Below are 18,305 nucleotides of genomic sequence, written 5' to 3' on the forward strand. Positions count from 1 at the left end.
TTATGCACCGCCCGGTCCCCCCTTCCCTCTTCCCTTGATTATCCTGAAAGGAGGACATCATCATGTCCGTCATTATGTCCGAAGAACTCCGTGCCGGCATCATCCTGGGCGACCGGGACAACGACCAGTACCTGTATATGCCCGGCAGCGAAATCGGCGCCGACAACCCCATGTGCATCTTCGAAGAGCACGGGAACAAAACCGACCTGCACCTGGAAGAGGCCGTGGAACTGGCCAAGCGCCTGACCCTGAAGCCTACAGAACACCCGGTGTACGGGAAAAGGGCCTATTGAAAAAGGGGTGCTGCATAGGCAGCACCCCTTCCTTACATCCTCTCCCGGATGGCTTCCAGGAATTCTTCGCTGTTGACCTTCTTTTTATCCGGCAGGGTGGATACAGCTACCAGATCCCCGGTCATGATCCCTTCTTCAAGGGTCTGGATGGTGGCTTTTTCCAGCCGGTCGGCAAAATCCACCAGGGCCGGCAGCTGGTCCATCTGGCCCCGTTTCCGCAGGGCCCCGGTCCAGGCAAACAGGGTGGCCACCGGGTTGGTGGAGGTCTTTTCCCCTTTCAGGTACCGATAATAGTGGCGCTGTACCGTGCCGTGGGCCGCTTCGTATTCATAGCAGCCGTCCGGGGACACCAGCACGGAAGTCATCATGGCCAGGCTCCCGAAGGCGGTGGCCATCATGTCGCTCATCACGTCTCCGTCGTAGTTCTTGCAGGCCCAGATCATGCCCCCTTTGGACCGGACCACCCGGGCCACCACGTCGTCGATGAGGGTGTAGAAATATTCGATGCCGGCGGCTTCGAACTTTTCCTTGTATTCCCGGTCGTAGATATCCTGGAAAATATCCTTGAACCGGTGGTCATAGATCTTGGACACCGTGTCCTTGGTGGCAAACCACAGGTCTTCCTTCTGTTCCAGGGCATAGTTGAAGCAGGACCGGGCAAAATTGCTGATGGACCGGTCCGTGTTGTAGACTCCCTGGACGATCCCGGCATCCTGGAAGTCCATAATGGTCCGGCGGGTCACCTTCCCATCCGCTCCGGTAACCACCAGTTCCGCCTTGGCCGGGCCCTCCACCCGGATTTCCGTGTTCTTGTAAATATCCCCGTAGGCGTGCCGGGCAATGGTAATGGGCTTTTCCCAGGTGGGGATCAGAGGCCGGATGCCCTTCACCATAATGGGCTTCCGGAACACCGTCCCGTCCAAAATGGCCCGGATGGTGCCGTTGGGGCTGGCCCACATCTTTTTCAAGCCATATTCCTTTACCCGGGCCGCATTGGCCGTAATGGTGGCGCATTTCACAGCCACCCCGTACTTTTTCGTTGCCAGGGCTGAATCGATGGTCACCTGGTCGTCCGTATCATCCCGGTGCTTCATGCCCAGGTCGTAATATTCCGTTTTCAGATCCACATAAGGAAGGATCAGGATATCCTTGATCATCTTCCAAAGGATCCGGGTCATTTCATCCCCGTCCATTTCCACCAGAGGGGTGGTCATCTTGATTTTATCCGCCATATCATATTCTCCTTTCCCAAACAAAGACAGCTCTATGTACTGTATGTATCATACCACAGATGGGATAAAGGGAAAAATACGAAAAAACGGGGTACGGTATAGGATATATTGATGGGTAGGTGGGTAGGTGGTATTGACCATTGACAAAAAAGGTGCTGCACGCTTTTTGTGCAGCACCTTTACGCTCTTACCCCTTAAACGCGTCGGTCAGAGGCGGTACGATCTGTTTCTTCCGGGACAGCACCTTGGGCAGGTGGTAATGGCCGTCGGCTTCAGCCTTCCCGAAGGCCTTGTCCAGGATGTCCTTGTTCTTGCCGGCCCACAGCAGCTCGGTGACTTCGTCCATAATGTCGGTGACCATCAGCAGGGTGGTGTCCGCTTCTCCTCCGTCCACCATGGCCTGGAGGGCTTTCTGGAGTTCCGGCCATTTGGCTTTGGCAGCTTCCCCGTTCATCACGTTCACCTGGGCCACAGTGACTTTCCCCTGAGGGAAGTCGAATTCCTTCATGTCCCCATGGCAGATTTCTTCCGCACTCATGGAGTTGATGGCGGAACCGGCCTGGAGCATTTCCAGGGCATAGGCCTGGGGATCAGCGATTTCCGCGATCTTGGCCAGGGCACCGGCAGCTTCCTTGTCCTTTTCCGTGGTGGTGGGAGACTTGAAGTACAGGGTGTCGGAACTGATGGCGGAGAACAGCAGCCCGGCGATTTCCTTGGGCAGGGTCAGACCGTTTTCCACAGCCACATTGTACAGGATGGTGGCAGTGCACCCTACCGGCTGCATCCGGACGAACAGGGGATTGGCGGTGACGATACCCCCCAGACGGTGATGGTCGATGATTTCCAGCAGGTTGGCCTTGTCCAGTCCGTCCACAGCCTGGCTCATTTCATTGTGGTCCACCAGGATGATCTTCTGGCCTTCGTCCACCTTTTCCACCAGTTCCGGAGCCGCCACTTTCCAGTGGTCCAGCACAAACTGGGTTTCCGGGTTCACCTTCCCGGCCCGGCAGGCGGTGACCTTTTCCCCCAGCTGGGTCTTGATCCAGGTGTAGCTCAGGGCAGAGCAGATGGAGTCCGTATCCGGGTTCTTGTGCCCGGTGATGATGATGTTTTCCATAAAAGCATCTCCTTGTATATTACTGTCAATCAATTTATTATAGCACAGTTTTGAAAGCCCATGGAAGCCAAACCCCATGGGCTTTTGGCATTGAACGAAAACGCAGCCCAAGGGCTGCTAACCCACCACCATTGCGCAGGCGCGACGGTCCCCAGCTGCGGCATAAGCGACCTCGCTATCCGCTAAAGCGGATGCTCCCTGCTTACGCCCCTTTCAGGGGACGGACAGAAACAAAACTATAAATATAAGTTCAATGCTCCTGCCAATCACTCCTTTGTTGTCTCTGGTGCCGCCTAGGCAATGAGCCCGAGCCCCCAGCGGCTATCCACCATACACATGGGAGCGGACTGTATAACTGTCGAGGCCCCAGCGGATATCCGCCCTTTACAAGGGCGGGGGACCAGCCGTCAGGCTGGTGGTGGGTTAGCAGCGCCAGCTGCGGTTCCCCAGCCGTCAGGCTGGTGGTGGGTTAGCAGCGCCAGCTGCGTTTCCCTTCACAGGAACCCGGAAGCCTGGTTCCTTCCAATGGTTTCAACCTTCAGCCTTCTGACTCCCGACGGGTACCCCAAACCTCCCCATCAGCCTTCTGGCCTGATGGTACCCGTCCATGGCGGCGCTCATGATGCCGCCGGCGTAGCCGGCCCCTTCTCCGGTGGGGTACAGCCCCCGGCAGTTCACCGACTGGCCGTCCTCTCCCCGGAGGATCCGCACCGGAGCCGAAGTCCGGGTCTCCACCCCGATCATCAGCCCCTGGGTGCTGAACCCGGGCAGCTTCCGTTCAAAATCCCGCAGCCCATGTTCCAGGGATTCCGTCACAAAGTCCGGCAAAATCTTCCGCAGGTCCGCCGGCACAAGGCCCGGCCGGTAGCTGGGACGGAACTTCACCTTCAGGTCCGGAGCAGTCCGTTCCAGGAAGCTCCGGCTGGTCTGGGCCGGGGCCCGGTAATCCCGGCTCACCTTCCAGGCCAGGTGTTCGTACTTCCGCTGGAATTCCATGCCTCCCAAAGGACCGGCCGGGAAATCCCCCGGGTCCACGCTGACCACCAGGGCGCTGTTGGCCAGCCCCGTATCCCGTTTGAAGGGGCTCATGCCGTTCACCACCAGTCCCCCCTGTTCCGAAGCAGAGGCCACCACCTGGCCTCCCGGGCACATGCAGAAGGAATACACCGCCCGGCCCGTTTCCTTGTCATGGAAGATCAGGGCATAATCCGCCGCCCCCAGCTGGGGATGATTGGCGAACTTCCCGTACTGGGCCCGGTTGATGAGAGCCTGTTCGTGCTCGATCCGCACCCCCACTGCAAAGGCCTTGGCCTCCAGATGCACGGACCGTTTCAGCAGGGTTTCATAGGTGTCCCGGGCACTGTGGCCGCAGGCCAGGATCACCCCGTTGGTGGCCACCCATTCTTTCCCGTTCAGTTCCACCGCCGTAAGGCCCTGTTCCGGATCCACCCGGAAGTCCGTCACCTGGGTCTCATACCGGATCTGGCCCCCGGCCTTTTTGATCCGGCTGATAAGCCCGGTGACCATAAGCCGCAGCTTGTCCGTGCCCACGTGGGGCTTCTGTTCCGTCAGGATCTCTTTGGGCGCCCCGGCTTCCACAAAAGTCCGGAGCAGGTGGCCCATAATGGGGTCGTTGACCCGGGTGGTCAGCTTCCCGTCAGAAAAGGTCCCGGCTCCTCCGGCGCCGAACTGCACATTGCTCACCGGGTCCAGTTTCCCGGTCTTCCAGAACTGTTCCACGTCCTTCACCCGGTGGGACAGGTCCCTGCCCCGTTCCACCACCAAAGGAGCGTACCCGTGCCGGGCCAGTTCCAGAGCCGCCACAAGGCCTGCCGGCCCCAGGCCGATCACCACCGGACGGCCCTGGAGCTTTTCGGTGCCGAACACCGCCGGGGGTTCCGGTTTTTCTTCCCACAGGGTCACCTGAGGATCCCGGAGGAGCTTCTGGAGCACCCCTGTGGGTACATCCACCGTGGCCTTCACATGGTATACCAGGCAGATATTGCTTTTCCGCCGGGCATCCACTGCCTTCCGGACCACTTCCACCTGCCGGAGGGCTTTTTCCGGCAAATGGTATTTCTTTCCTACGATCTGCACCAGGGAATGGCGGCTGTCCAGCCCCACCCGCAGGTTATTGATTCTGATTTCCGTCGGCTTTGCTGCCATCCTGCTTTTCCGTTCCTTTCTGCAAGGTAATTTCCACAATGACGCTGTGCTGGTCCGCCAGCACCTGATCCGGGATCTGGAGAGGCATCTTCAGTTCCACATCACTGGTCACGTTGTTGAGGACAATGGGGGCGGTAAGGATTTCCCGGATGCCTCCCAGCACCTTGGGTTCCGCCGTAAGCCGCACACTGTCCGGAGTGATCTTCACGCTCTTTAAGGTGACCCCTTCCGGCAGCTGTCCGGACATGTTGGCCTTCACCGGGAAGTCGTTGGTCCCCAGCTGGCGCACAATGGTCACGGTGGTCTTGATCTTCCCGGGCACCACCTTCACGTCATACATTTCCCGTCCGGTCCGGTCCACTGCCACCGCTGTGGCATCTGTGGAGAAGTTCCGGTCGTGATGGCTGATATCCACCATCACCAGTACCTTGTCCACCTGGGAGATCCGGGCGCTGGCCCCCTTGATGGTCACTTTGGTGGGAGACAGATCCATCTGGCTTACGGTGACCCCGCTGTTGGGCACCCCTACGATCCGGGGTTCCAGGTTCATGGTCTTTTCCGCCAGAGAGTCCGTTTCCAGCTGGAGCAGGCTGGGGGTCACTTCCGCCACTTCCCCCATCCGGGTGGTGGCCTGGACGTTGTAGGTGTTCCGTCCCTTGGGGGCGTCGGTAAAGTCGATGAAGGCCTTGACGTCCCCTTCCCGGAGCACGGCGATCTGGGACCGGGTGCCGCTGACCTTCACATTCACCGTTTCCGGCAGGTCCTTCACCACCATGTCTTCCGCCAGGTTCTGGGCCGTCAAAGGCACCTGGAAGGTCTTGGTGGTGATGGGGTTCTGTTCGTTCATCACATACACCCACAGGATGCAGGCACAGACCACGGACATGATCCGCACCAGCCAGGAATTCCGGTTGGGGGTCTGGTTATTTTTCACCATGGCCGCTGCCTCCTTTCTGGTCGTCGGACGGGGCATGTTTCTTCCCCAGTTTGGCCAGGATGGTATCCTTCCAGTTCAGCATGGGAGTCTTCATCACCGGCCGCAGCAGGTCCTTCACATCCCGGTGGGTCAGGTACCGCTGGAGGGCGCCCCCCCGGGCCAGGGAAATGGTCCCGGTTTCTTCGCTGACCACCAGGATCAGGGCATCGGTCTGTTCGGAAAGGCCGATGGCCGCCCGGTGCCGGGTCCCCAGTTCCTGGCTCAGGTTCCGGGCTTCCGTCAAGGGCAAAAGGCAGCTGGCCGCTGCGATCCGGTCTCCCCGGATGATCACCGCCCCGTCGTGGAGGGGGGTGTTGGGGATGAAGATGTTCTCGAACAGGGCCGTACTGATCAGCCCGTCAATGGGGATCCCGGTTTCGATGTAGTCATCCAGCCCGGTTTCCCGCTCGAACACCATGAGTGCCCCGATCTTGTTCCGGCTCAGGTCGTCGGCAGTGGTGGCCACCGCTTCCAGCATGTTCTCCACCTGCATTTCGTTGAGCACCGTGCTCCGGCGGAACAGTTTCCCCCGGCCGATCTGCTCCAGGGCCCGGCGGAGTTCCGGCTGGAACACCACCGGCAGGGCGATCATCACCACGGTCATGAATTTTTCCAGGATCCAGTTGATCACATACAGATTCAGCCACTTGCTGATCAGCATGATCGCCAGCAGCATCAACAGCCCTTTCACCAGGGACGCCGCCCGGGTGTTCTTCAGCATCTGGTACAGTTTATTGAGAAAAAACGCCACCACCAGGATGTCGATTACATCCAGCATGGTCACGGTGTGGATCAGGCCAATTACATGTCCTCCCATACTTCATCCTCCTTACCGCCAATTTCTCTATCTTCATGGGTACAGAAATCCACTTCAATACAATATTATAATTATACGCTGAAGACGAAAAAATGACAATCATCCGTGGTATACTGAAGGAAAATCCCATTTTCACAATCTGCTGTAGAAAGGAATCTGCTTATGAATATCCTTGCCCTGGCCCAGGCGGAATTTCCTGAAACCCTCCGCCTCCGCCGCCATTTCCATGAAAACCCGGAGCTCAGCTGCCGGGAAGTGAACACCATCGCTTTTTTGGAAGCCTACCTGAAGGACCTGGGGATTCCCACCATCAACGTCCCTGACGGAGGGCTTCTGGGGATCATCGACAGCGGAAAGCCCGGAAAGACCCTGCTCATGCGGGCGGACACCGACGCTCTCCCCATTGCCGAAAGTCCGGAAAATCTGAAAGGTCCCAAAGTCTGCCTTTCCCAGGTGCCCGGGGTGTCCCATGCCTGCGGCCACGACGGCCACATGGCCATGCTGCTTACCGCCGCCCGGATCCTGGTTTCCCACAAGGAAGCCTTTGCCGGGAAAGTGGTGCTGTGCTTTGAACGGGGAGAAGAAGAAAGCGGAGACATCCAGAACCTGCTGCCCTATATTGTGAAGGAATCCGGCCTCACCATCGACGGCTGCTACGCCACCCATGTGCGGTGGGACCTGCCGGCAGGGAAAGTGTCCATCACCCCCGGGGCGGTCATGGGAGGCGGCTGTTCCTTTGTGATCCGGCTGAAGGGGACCTTCGGCCACGGAGCCCGGCCGGACCTGGCCAACAATCCTATGGACTGCTTTGCCGCCCTGTACCAGCAGCTGAACGAATTCCGCCAGCGGAAGGTGGATCCCTTTGAATGCCTCACCTTCTCCCTGGGGTTCGTCCACAGCGGAGAAAAGTACAATGTGATCCCGGAAGACCTGACCTTCGGAGGCACCGCCCGGTTCTTCAACTACCAGAAGGCCGGGAAGCCCTTTGAGGACTTCCTGAAGAAGGCCCTGGCCGCCAACGCTGATATTTACGGCTGTGAAGGGGAAATCCTGCACATGCCCGAAGCCCTGTTCGAAGCCCGGAACAATACGGCCTGCGCCCAGTTGGGCCGGAAGGCGGTGGCGGACGCCCTGGGACCGGATGCCCTTCAGGATCCCCAGCCCTGGATGGCCTCGGAATCCTTCGCCCTGTTCCTCCAGGAATATCCGGGAGTCCTGGCCTTCACCGGCATCGCCAACCCGGAAAAAGGCTGCGGGGCCAACCACCACACCCCGGAATTCGACATGGATGAAACCGGTCTCACCACTGGTGCCGCCATGGGAGTGGCCTACGCCCTGGCCTTTTTGAACACAGACTTCGACCCCCAGTTCACCCCCAACCCGGAACCCGTAGAGCGCCTGGCAAAACGGAACGTATAAAGGGGTGCTGCACGCAATGTGCAGCACCCCTTTTTTCTTATATCCGTTCTTTCAATTCTTCCAGCACTTTCTTCTGCTCTTCCACCGCTTCTTTTCCCATTTTCACCTGTTCGGCGTTGTTCTGGGGAGCAGGGCCGCCGTAGCTGGTCCGGGCTGCCACGCAGTTTTCCGGTTTCAGGCATTCCAAAAGGTCCGCCTCGAAGAGAGGACACATTTCCTTGTATTCTTCCAGTGTCAGCTGACCCAGCAGCTTGTGTTCGGCAATGGCCTTGGCCACCGCCTTCCCCACTACCCCGTGGGCCTTCCGGAAGGGCATCCCCTTCCGCACCAGGTAGTCCGCCAGGTCCGTGGCGTTGGAATAGTCCTTGTGGACCGCTTCCGCCATCTTTTCCTCGTTGACCTTGGTGGTGAGGATCATGTCCCGGTACACCTGGAGGGAGAACTTCACCGTGTCGATGGCATCGAAGAACCCTTCCTTGTCTTCCTGGAGGTCCTTGTTGTAAGCCAGGGGCAGCCCTTTGAGGGTGGTCAGAAGGGCGGTCAAGTGGCCGTACACCCGGCCGGTCTTCCCCCGGACCAGTTCAGAGATGTCCGGATTCTTCTTCTGAGGCATCATGGAAGAACCAGTGGCAAAAGCGTCGTCCAGCTCGATGAACCCGAATTCCGTGGAAGACCACAAGCACATTTCCTCGCTGAGACGGGACAGATGCATCATGAGAAGGGAAGCAAAGCTGAGGAATTCCAGCACATAATCCCGATCGCTGACCGCATCCATGCTGTTCCCGTATACATGGGAGAAATGGAGCTCTTCCGCCACCTGGAACCGGTCGATGGGCAGGGTGGTCCCGGCCACGGCACCGGCCCCCAGAGGCATGATGTCCGCCCCGTCCCACACTCCCTGGAGCCGGCGGAAATCCCGGCGGAGCATGTTGAAGTAGGCCAGCATGTGATGAGCAAAGGTAATGGGCTGAGCCCGCTGGAGATGGGTATACCCGGGCATCAGGGTCTTCAGGTGCTTTTCCGCCATGGTCAGCAGGGCTTCCTCAAAGGCGATCAAAAGCTCCATGATCTCGGTGACTTCCCGTTTCATGTACATGTGCATGTCCAGGGCCACCTGGTCGTTCCGGCTCCGGGCCGTATGGAGCCGGGCCCCGGCGTCCCCGATCTTTTCCGTCAGGGCCGCCTCGATGTTCATGTGGATGTCTTCCAGCTCCGTGCTGAAGTTGAATTTCCCGGCCTGGATCTCTCCCAGGATCTCCTTCAGCCCTTTTTCGATGGCTGCGGCGTCTTCCTGGCTGATGATCCCCACCTTGGCCAGCATGTGGGCATGGGCGATGCTCCCCCGAATGTCCTCATGGTACAGCCGTTTGTCGTAATCGATGGAGGCGTTGAAGGCATCCACCAGGGCGTTGGTGTCCTTGCTGAACCGGCCTCCCCACAGTTTCGTCTTGCTCATTATTTCAGTTTCCCCTGTTTCATGAGGGCTCTTACCGTAAGAGGCAGCCCGAACAGGTTGATGAAGCCCTGGGCATCAGCCTGGTTGTACACTTCGTCTTCCCCGAAGGTGACGTATTCCTTGCTGTACAGGGAATAGGGGCTGGTGGTGCCGGCGGAGATGATGTTGCCTTTGTACAGCTTCATCTTCACGGTACCGGTGACGGTCTTCTGGGTTTCATCCACAAAGGCCTGGAGGGCTTCCCGCAGAGGAGAGAACCACATGCCGTCGTAAACCAGTTCCGCATACCGGATGCCGATTTGTTCCTTGTAGTTGTAGGTGGCCCGGTCCAGACACAGGTTTTCCAGTTCGTTGTGGGCGTAGTAGATGATGGTGCCACCAGGAGTTTCGTAAACCCCACGGTCCTTCATGCCCACCAGCCGGTTTTCCACCATGTCGGCAATGCCGATGCCGTTCCGTTTGCCGATTTCATTCAGGGTTTCCATCATTTCCACCGGTTCCATCTTCTTGCCGTTGACGGCCACAGGAACCCCCTGTTCAAAGTCCAGGGTCAGGTATTCATCCTTGTCCGGAGCGGCTTCCGGAGTCTGGCTCATGATGTAGATTTCAGATTTGGGTTCGTTGGAGGGATCTTCCAGGTCGCTGCCTTCGTGGGACAGGTGCCAGATGTTCCGGTCCATGCTGTAGTCTTTTTTCTTGGTCACAGGGACCGGGATATTGTGGGCGGCAGCGTAGTCGATGGCGTCATCCCGGGATTTGATCTGCCATTCTCTCCAGGGAGCGATGACTTTCAGCTGGGGAGCCAGGGCCTTGATGCCCAGTTCGAACCGGACCTGGTCGTTGCCCTTGCCGGTAGCCCCGTGGGCAATGGCGTCCGCCCCTTCCTTCAGGGCGATGTCCACCAGATATTTGGCGATGATGGGCCGTGCAATGGAGGTGCCCAGCAGGTATTTCTTTTCATAGACGGCACCGGACTTCACCATGGGCCAGGCGTATTCTCTCAGGAATTCATCCCGCAGGTCCAGGATATAGGCCTTGCTGGCACCGGATTTAATGGCTTTGTCATGGACGGGAGCCACTTCTTCCCCCTGCCCGATGTCTGCAGTCACCGTGATCACTTCACAGTTGTTGTAGTTTTCCTTCAGCCAGGGAATGATGCAGGAAGTATCCAGACCGCCGGAATAGGCCAGGACTACTTTTTTGATGTCTTTTTTATCCATTGTACGTCTCTCCTTTATTCGTTCTATCTTTTTATTTTACAGCACCGCGTCGCTCATCAGCAAGGCCATAATGGCTTTCTGCACATGGAGTCGGTTTTCCGCCTCGTCGAACACTGCAGAGTGAGGTCCTTCGATTACATCGTCGGTGATTTCCTCCCCCCGGTGGGCGGGCAGGCAGTGGAGCACCATGGCGTCCGGACGGGCCAGGTCCAGCAGATGCTGGTTGATCTGGTAGTCGTGGAGGGCCTTTTTCCGTTCTTCCCGCTGGGCTTCTTCCCCCATGCTGGCCCACACATCCGTATAGAGCACATCCGCTCCCTTGGCCGCGTCTTCCATGTCTTCCTGGACGGTGATGGTGCATCCGGTAATGGCCGCATCCATCTTGGCCTGGGCCACGATGTGAGGATCCGGCTGGTAGCCTTTGGGGCTGGCGCAGACCATGTTCATGCCCACCTTGGCGCAGGCGAACATAAGGGAATGAGCCATGTTGTTCCCGTCTCCCACATACACCAGCTTCCGTCCCTTCAGCACATCCTTGTATTCCAGGATGGTGAACATGTCCGTCAGGGCCTGGCAGGGATGGAGCAGATCCGTGAGCCCGTTGATCACCGGCACCGTGGCGTAGTCCGCCAGTTCCTTCACCGCTTCATGGGAGAAGGTGCGGATCATGATCCCGTCCACGAACCGGGACAGCACCCGGGCGGTGTCCTTTACCGGTTCCCCCCGGCCGATCTGGGAAGTGGCTTCGCTCATGTAGATGGGATGGCCCCCCAGTTGATGGAACCCGGTTTCAAAAGAGACCCGGGTCCGGGTGGACGCCTTGGAAAAGATCATGGCCAGGGTTTTCCCCTTCAGGTATTCATGGGGTTCTCCCAGCTTCTGTTTTTTCTTCAGTTTTCTGCTCACATCCAGGATGGTGGCCACTTCCCCCACCGACAGATCATGGATGGAAATCAAATCCTTGTTTCTCAAAGCCATAGTATACCTTCTTTTTTATCAGAATTCTGCCAGAAGCTCATCCAGTCCCTTCAGCAGTGCGTCGATATCTTTTTCACCGATGATCAGCGGCGGCACGAACCGCAGCACGTTCCCGGCGGTGCAGTTGATGATGAACCCTTTCTTCAGGGCTCCCTGTACCAGGCTGGCACCCGGTTTGGCCAGTTCCAGCCCCAGGATCAGTCCCAGGCCCCGGACGTCTTTTACCTTATCCGGATACTTGGCTTTCAGTCCTTCCAGGCCCTTCTTGAAATAGGCCCCGGCTTCCGCCGCCTTTTTGTCCAGTTCCAGGTCCTTCATGGCCTTGATGGCTGCATAGCAGGACGCGCAGGACAGGGCGTTGCCCCCAAAGGTGGAACCGTGGTCCCCGGGTGCGAACACATGGGCCAGTCTTTCCTGGACCACGAAAGCCCCCATGGGGAAGCCGCCGCCGATGGCTTTGGCCAGGGTCATGATGTCCGGTTTCACCCCGCTGTGCATCCAGGCGAACCAGTACCCGGTCCGGCACACCCCGGTCTGGATCTCATCGAAGATCAGCAGGGCATCGTGCTTTTCGCACAGTTCCTTCACCTTTTCCAGATAGCCGGTAGGAGGCACATGGACGCCCCCTTCGCCCTGGATCGGTTCCAGGAGCACCCCGCACACCTGGTCATCCATGACCTTTTCCAGGGCTTCCGTATCCCCGAAGGGCACGTAGATGAACCCTTCCGGCAGAGGATTCAGCCCTTCATGGTAATGATCCTGACCGGTGGCGGTAAGGGTCTCCATGGTCCGGCCGTGGAAGGAATCCTTGGCAGTGACGATCTTGAACTTTTTCGGGTCCTTGCTGTTCCCGTATTTCCGGGCCAGTTTAATGGCCCCTTCGTTGGCTTCCGCCCCGCTGTTGCAGAAGAACACCCGGTCGAACCCGGTGACTTCGCACAGCTGCCTGGCGGCTTTGGCCTGGATTTCATAATAGAACAGGTTGGACCCGTGCATGATCTTGGCTGCCTGTTCACTGACCGCCTTCACCAGAGGAGGATAAGCGTAGCCCAGGGCATTCACCGCGATCCCGGCCAGGAAATCCGTGTATTTATTCCCGTCCGTATCATACAGGTAAACCCCTTCCCCGTGGTCCAGCGCAATGGGGCTCCGGCCGAACACCGGGAGATAATATTTATCAGTGGTTTCCATGATTTCTTTGGTATCCATTGTATCGCTCTTCCTCCTTCAGTCTCTTACGACTTCCGTACCCACACCCTCGTCGGAGAAGATTTCCTGGAGAATGGAGTGTTCCTGGCGCCCGTCGATGATGTGGGTCTTCACCGCCCCGCCGCTGAGGGCGGAGATGCAGGCCTTCACCTTGGGGATCATACCCCCGTCGATGCTGCCCTTCACGATCAGTTCCTGAGCCTTTTCGAAGGTCAGGGTGGACAGGAAGGTGCTTTCGTCCTTGTGGTCCTCGTAGATGCCCTTTACGTCGGTGAGCATCAGCAGTTTTTCCGCTTTCAGGGCACCGGCCACTTCCCCGGCCACGCTGTCCGCGTTGATGTTGTAGGTTTCCCCGTCAGGGCCGATGCCTGTGGGAGCGATCACCGGGATGTAGTCGTTGGCCAGCAGCAGGTTGATCAGGTCCGTGTTCACCTTTTCCACCGTGCCCACATAACCGATGTCCACCAGGTTCACTTGGCCGTTTTCATACACATCCGCCAGATGCTTCCGGGCTTCGATGAGTTTGGCGTCCTTGCCGTTGAGGCCTACGGCCTTGCCCCCCAGGACGTTCAGCCGGCGGACCAGATCCGTGTTGGTCTTCCCCACCAGGGCCAGTTCGGCGATTTCCACCGTTTCCTTGTCGGTGACCCGGAGGCCGCTGACGAATTCAGATTTCTTCCCGGCGGCCTTGAGCATGGCAGTGATTTCCGGACCGCCGCCGTGGACCACCACCGGACGCATGCCGGCGAAGCGGAGAAAGACGATGTCCTCCAGGACTTTATTCTTCAGATCATCGTTGAGCATGGCATTGCCGCCATATTTCACGACCACTGTTTTGCCCTTGAAAGCGCTTAAATATGGCAGTGCTTCAACTAATATGTTCATTTCGTTATTCTTGATCTGCATTGCATTTCCTCCTAATCCAAATTCAGGTATTTGGGATTTTTGTCCGGAATCCGGAACCATATAGAATACGCTTTATCAGGACACGCCTTCCATCCCTGCCTTATGTCGCATTATTATACGCTTTAATGTATAAATTTGCAACTCTTTTTCACAACTTTTTCCAGAGCAGGCCATGTCCTGATATGTGTCTTCATTATAGTACGAAAGAGAGTCTTACAGCCACCTTTTTTCCAAAAAGACCGTACAATTTTGTGAACCCGATTCCATTGGATTTTTCCCGCCATATCCATTACAATGGAAGGAGTAAAAAGGGGGAACATGCGTATGCGGAAACTGTTGTGCATCCTGGTGATCCTGGCGGGGGCCCTGTGCTGGCACATGACCCGGCCGGACACCATCCATGAAAAAGTGGGCGGGCCGGCCCGTCCTGCCTCCCAGGAGACCCGGACCTTCCCCGCCGGCACCCCCCGGCCCCCGGAAGAACTTCCTAGTTCCCTCCAGCTGGTGTGGGAAGGGTGGCACATCCGGGAAATCGCCCACAGCCGGATCCCCCGGGAAGACTGGGTGCCTCTGAAGCAGATGTCCCCCTGGCTGCCCAAGGCCCAGGTGGCGGTGGAAGACAAACGGTTCTACTCCCACCACGGGGTGGATCCTGACGGGATCATCCGGGCCACCCTGGTGAACATCCAGAACGACGAAGTGGTGGAAGGAGCCAGCACCATCACCCAGCAGCTGGTGAAGAACCTGCTGCTCACTTCCGACCAGTCGGTGAAGCGGAAAGCGGCGGAAGCGGCCCTGGCCCTGTTGGTGGAAGCCCGGTGCAGCAAGGAGGAAATCCTGGAAATGTACCTGAACACCACCTTCCTGGGGTCCGGTGCCACCGGGGTGAAGCAGGCTTCCCAGGTATACTTCGGCAAAAAGCCCAAAGACCTGAGCCTGCCCCAGGCCGCCACCCTGGCCGGTCTCCCCTATGCCCCCACCGCCCTGAACCCCTACGCCAACTGGCAAGGCAGCAAAAAGCGCCGGAACCTGGTGCTGAACCGGATGGCAGAACAGGACATGATCACCCCGGAGCAGCTGGAAGACGCATTGAACGAACCTTTGGGAATAGGGAAATGAAAAGGGGTGCCGCTGGGCGGCACCCCTTGTTTATCTCTTCTTCAACTTTTCCCCCATCAGCCGCTTGTAGATTTCCACACCCGGCTGATCGTAGGCATCCACATTGGCCAGTTCCCCTTCGTAAGCGATGCTCAGCATCAGGAAGTAGAACAAATGGCCCAGCATGTATTCATTTACATCCGGCAGCCGGTACAGGGCGTTCAGCCGCTGGTCACTGGCCAGGGCCTCTTCGTTGGATTCCATGGCCACTTCCAGGGCCTGTCCCATATCCAGCCCCTCATACTTGTCATATTCCGTGATTTCCGGGAAGGGATTCCGGATATGGACCCGCCCTTTCTCGCTGTCCACAAACAGGAACTGGACCGCCTTGTCCCGGCGCCCGTCCTGGTGGAGCTGGGTCTGGGAATGCATATCCGTGGTGCCGATGGCCACCACCGGCGTCCGTCCGTAGAACACCGTGTTCCCGTCCCGGTCCTTCCGTTTCCCCAGGGATTCCGCCAACAGCTGCACATACCATTCTCCCAGCGCCTTCAGCCGCAGGCTGTAGGGCATGATCACTTCCATCACTGCCCCGTGGTTTTTAGCCCCCAGGTACTTCAGCACCGCATTCAGGAGAGCCGGGTTGGTGTCCAGGTCACTGCCCTGGCAGGCCTGGTCCATCTCCCGGGCACCCCGCAGCAGTTCCTCCAGGTCCATGCCCAGGACGGCCCCCACCACAAGGCCCGGTGTGGACAGGACGCTGAACCGTCCCCCCACCCCGTTGGGCACGTCGAACATGGACCAGCCGTACTTCCGGGCCAGCCGGTTCAGGGGCCCCTTTTCCATCCGCTTGTCCGTAACCACGGCACAGCTCACCTGGAACAGGCTTTCCTCACCTGTCAGGAAGCTGTAATAATGAAGGAAAGCAGCGGTAGGTTCCAAAGTGGTGCCGGATTTGGAAATGGGCACCAACAGCACCCGCAACGGACGGTCCAGGTCCTTCCGGCATTTGTCCGCCAGTTTCACCAGCCCGTCCCGGATGTTGTCCGCATCTTCCGGATCCACATTGTTGCCCCCGAAGAACACGGCAGGCATAGGGTCCAGATGACGGTGCCAATAGCTGCTGGCGCAGCAGTCCGCCAGCACCTTGCCCCCCAGATAGGAGCCGCCAACGCCGCAGAATACCACCGCATCCTGCTTTTCCCGGACCTGTTCCCCGAATTCCTTCAGTTCCTGGAGCAGTTCCGGGGTGTTGGGAGAATCCGGTCCCGGGTAAGGCAGCCGGGGAAACAGTACCGGTTCCGGAGTCCCATCCTTGGAAAGATGGTTTTTGGCCCGTCCTTCCTTCCGGATCTTGTCCACCCCTTCCGCCGCCTGCCGGATCCGGGGAGCCAGTGCCTCCACTTCCGCCGGCTGGATCCGGCCTTCGCCCAGCATGTTGGTCACATCAAAAGAAAATCCCGATGGTAAAACAATTGTCTGCTGCATGGGTATCAACTGCTCCTTCATCTGTAAAGTTATGACAGTTTATGTAAAATATCATACCATCTTTGCAAAAGAAGTGCAACAAAAAATGTACAGCAAGTGGTTATTTTTTAACGATTCCGAATATTCCGTTTGTTTAAATGAACCGGGTTTATTCCATAGCAGACAAATGACAAGACAATAGAAAAATCGTTCATCGTGAGTCGTTTTGGTATCACAGATCCAACGAGAAATCACAGAAACGGGTTTCTCGTAGACACCGTTCCTGTGACCGTTGTATCCAACATCCGACCCCACCCACATATATCCGCCCTTTGCAAGGGCGGAGGACCATTGCGCTTGCGCAATGGTGGTGGGTTAGCAGCCCCCGGCTGCGTTCTCCTTCAAGAGCATCTGCCTCCGGCAGATGCTCTCCGACCGCGTAAGACGTGAGATGCCCCCTCGGCCAGAGGCCTGCTCTTCACTCTTCACTTGCCTATAAATTCCACTCTACCTCCGCACCGGCAAACAGCGCATGGTCCTTTGTCCCCTGTTTGATGGAGGCATACCCCAGCGTCCCGTTGAGATACACCGCGTCCTTCAGCTTCTTCCGTCCCGTAAGCCCGGTTTCCTGGATCACCGGCCCGTCACTGCCCCGGTCCTTCTCCGTCCGCTGGTAGTACAGCCCCAGCCGGTCCGCTCCCGGGAAATAATGGTTCACCCGGGCATAGTACTTCCGGGCGTCATTGCCCATCCAGTCCCCCAGCATGTCCCCGCTGTAGGTCCAGCCGTCCTGATAGGTGCCATGGACGTACCAGTCCTTGTTGGTGTGGGCCATTTCCGCCACCAGATCCCAGGATCCGTCCCGGGTCAGCTGAGGCAGGTACACTCCGCCCCGCCAGCCCCAGTCCGAGGGCAGTCCGTGGGCCTGGTCCTCCCCGTACATCTCTCCGTAGAACTGGATCCCGGGCAGCCGCAGCCGGAAGTCGAAGCCTCCGATATCGTCCCATTTGTCCTGGCTGTCCGCATTGTGGCCGTAAATCCATTTCCCCCAGTCGTGAGAAGAAAGACCGTTTTCATCCCCGCCCAGCATGGAGATCCGGGAAGCCCCCAAGGTCAGCCACCGGGTGGGAGTCACATCCAGCCGCAGCCCCAAAAGCCCAGGATGGTTGTAATCCTTCCGGCCCCACCGGGCCGCATCCTCCGCCCGGTCCCCGTCCAGACGGCCGTAAAAGGCATGGAAATCCACCTGGCCCAGGAACTTCAGGAAGCCCCCGGCCTGGATGGGTTCATTCAGATGGGCCTGGAGAGTGGTAAGAGGCTTCATCCCGTTCCCCAGCAGCAGATGGCCACTGGCCCCCTGTCCCCAGGTCATGGCCTGCCGGCCCAGTTCCCAGGCCCAGGCCCCAGTCCGGGTCTTCACATAGGCTTCCTCCAGGCTGGCCGTGCCTTCATTGTCCTTGTCCCAGGACGCCCGGCCCCGGATCCCCAGGGCCACCTCATGGCCCAGGTTCCCGGACGCCTCCACTTCCCCGGCCACACTGCCGTTCCGTCCCTTTTTGTGGCCGTTGGTCCCGGCAAACGGAGCCCATTCACTGGCCGTCCGGCTGTCCCGGTAGGAGAATCTGTCCCCATGGAGATACCCGGTTCCCACCTGGAAAGAGCGGAGCCGGAACCCGTCCCCGCCGGTGCCGCTGCCCTGGAGGGCCGCCACCTCCGGCGCCACATAAGATTCCAGATCCGCCAGATCCGCCTCCAGGTACCCGGGAAGAGGCTTCTCCGCCGCCTTTTCCTTCGCTTCCAGGGCCCATTGGGCCATCTGGAGACGGCTGTAGGGCCGGGCCCCGTTGGGCAGCGAAGACAGGTACCCCATCCCCGAAAGTTTATCAATGGTCTCATAATACCGGCTGTCCACCGGCACATTGGCCGCCACCTGAGCCAGCGCCGTCCCCGG

At 58.4% G+C, this 18,305-nt stretch carries 15 protein-coding genes; 3 read left to right on the forward strand and 12 right to left on the reverse strand.

Annotated elements, in window-relative coordinates; all coding sequences use genetic code 11:
* Positions 1-62: 62 nt before the first annotated feature.
* The gene (locus QVO43_RS06480) at positions 63-293 is read left to right on the forward strand and encodes a hypothetical protein (protein WP_022487728.1); all 231 of its coding nucleotides are present in this window, start codon (positions 63-65) and stop codon (positions 291-293) included.
* 32 nt (positions 294-325) lie between these two features.
* Here the strand turns inward: QVO43_RS06480 and QVO43_RS06485 are convergent, their stop codons facing one another.
* The 5 genes from QVO43_RS06485 to cdaA form a co-directional block, all read right to left on the reverse strand.
* Positions 326-1,525 (reverse strand): NADP-dependent isocitrate dehydrogenase, encoded by a 1,200-nt coding sequence (locus tag QVO43_RS06485; RefSeq protein ID WP_022487729.1) that lies wholly within the window; start codon positions 1,523-1,525, stop codon positions 326-328.
* 187 nt (positions 1,526-1,712) lie between these two features.
* Complete coding sequence (locus QVO43_RS06490; protein ID WP_022487730.1) at positions 1,713-2,642, reverse strand: manganese-dependent inorganic pyrophosphatase; 930 nt, start codon at positions 2,640-2,642, stop codon at positions 1,713-1,715.
* Positions 2,643-3,173: 531 nt separating this feature from the next.
* Positions 3,174-4,808: an NAD(P)/FAD-dependent oxidoreductase gene (locus QVO43_RS06495; protein ID WP_022487731.1), complete on the reverse strand. Its 1,635-nt coding sequence runs from the start codon at positions 4,806-4,808 to the stop codon at positions 3,174-3,176.
* A complete protein-coding gene (locus tag QVO43_RS06500; RefSeq protein WP_022487732.1) occupies positions 4,774-5,745 on the reverse strand; it encodes a CdaR family protein in 972 nt (323 codons plus the stop codon). The genes QVO43_RS06495 and QVO43_RS06500 overlap by 35 nt, the downstream gene beginning before the upstream one ends.
* Positions 5,732-6,601, reverse strand: a complete 870-nt coding sequence (cdaA, locus tag QVO43_RS06505; protein WP_022487733.1) for a diadenylate cyclase CdaA — start codon at positions 6,599-6,601, stop codon at positions 5,732-5,734. The genes QVO43_RS06500 and cdaA overlap by 14 nt, the downstream gene beginning before the upstream one ends.
* A 162-nt stretch (positions 6,602-6,763) precedes the next feature.
* Between cdaA and QVO43_RS06510 the strand changes: the two genes are divergently transcribed.
* Positions 6,764-8,020, forward strand: coding sequence for a M20 metallopeptidase family protein (locus QVO43_RS06510; RefSeq protein WP_022487734.1), 1,257 nt, complete (start codon positions 6,764-6,766; stop codon positions 8,018-8,020).
* Between the two features lie 37 nt (positions 8,021-8,057).
* Here QVO43_RS06510 and argH read toward each other — a convergent pair whose 3' ends face one another.
* Genes argH through argB form a run of 5 tightly spaced genes read right to left on the reverse strand, consistent with a single transcriptional unit; the run spans position 8,058 to position 13,789 of the window.
* Positions 8,058-9,476, reverse strand: coding sequence for an argininosuccinate lyase (gene argH / locus QVO43_RS06515; RefSeq protein ID WP_022487735.1), 1,419 nt, complete (start codon positions 9,474-9,476; stop codon positions 8,058-8,060).
* A complete protein-coding gene (locus QVO43_RS06520; protein WP_022487736.1) occupies positions 9,476-10,696 on the reverse strand; it encodes an argininosuccinate synthase in 1,221 nt (406 codons plus the stop codon). The genes argH and QVO43_RS06520 overlap by 1 nt, the downstream gene beginning before the upstream one ends.
* 36 nt (positions 10,697-10,732) lie before the next feature.
* On the reverse strand, positions 10,733-11,674 hold the full coding sequence (gene argF / locus QVO43_RS06525) for an ornithine carbamoyltransferase (RefSeq protein WP_022487737.1): 942 nt from the start codon (positions 11,672-11,674) through the stop codon (positions 10,733-10,735).
* 18 nt (positions 11,675-11,692) lie between these two features.
* Positions 11,693-12,883, reverse strand: a complete 1,191-nt coding sequence (locus QVO43_RS06530) for an aspartate aminotransferase family protein (protein ID WP_022487738.1) — start codon at positions 12,881-12,883, stop codon at positions 11,693-11,695.
* Positions 12,884-12,901: 18 nt separating this feature from the next.
* On the reverse strand, positions 12,902-13,789 hold the full coding sequence (argB, locus tag QVO43_RS06535) for an acetylglutamate kinase (RefSeq protein WP_022487739.1): 888 nt from the start codon (positions 13,787-13,789) through the stop codon (positions 12,902-12,904).
* A 324-nt stretch (positions 13,790-14,113) separates the two neighbouring features.
* Here argB and QVO43_RS06540 point away from each other — a divergent pair, with 324 nt between their 5' ends.
* Entirely contained in the window at positions 14,114-14,908 is a 795-nt protein-coding gene (locus QVO43_RS06540) for a transglycosylase domain-containing protein (protein WP_022487740.1), read from the forward strand.
* Positions 14,909-14,938: 30 nt separating this feature from the next.
* Here the strand turns inward: QVO43_RS06540 and QVO43_RS06545 are convergent, their stop codons facing one another.
* On the reverse strand, positions 14,939-16,375 hold the full coding sequence (locus QVO43_RS06545) for a glucose-6-phosphate isomerase (protein WP_022487741.1): 1,437 nt from the start codon (positions 16,373-16,375) through the stop codon (positions 14,939-14,941).
* 472 nt (positions 16,376-16,847) lie between these two features.
* The coding region (locus QVO43_RS06550; protein WP_288174650.1) for a capsule assembly Wzi family protein at positions 16,848-18,305 on the reverse strand (1,458 nt) is incomplete at its 5' end.

The sequence above is a fragment of the Acidaminococcus sp. CAG:542 genome (assembly GCF_000437815.1).
Taxonomy (GTDB): Bacteria; Bacillota; Negativicutes; order Acidaminococcales; family Acidaminococcaceae; genus Acidaminococcus.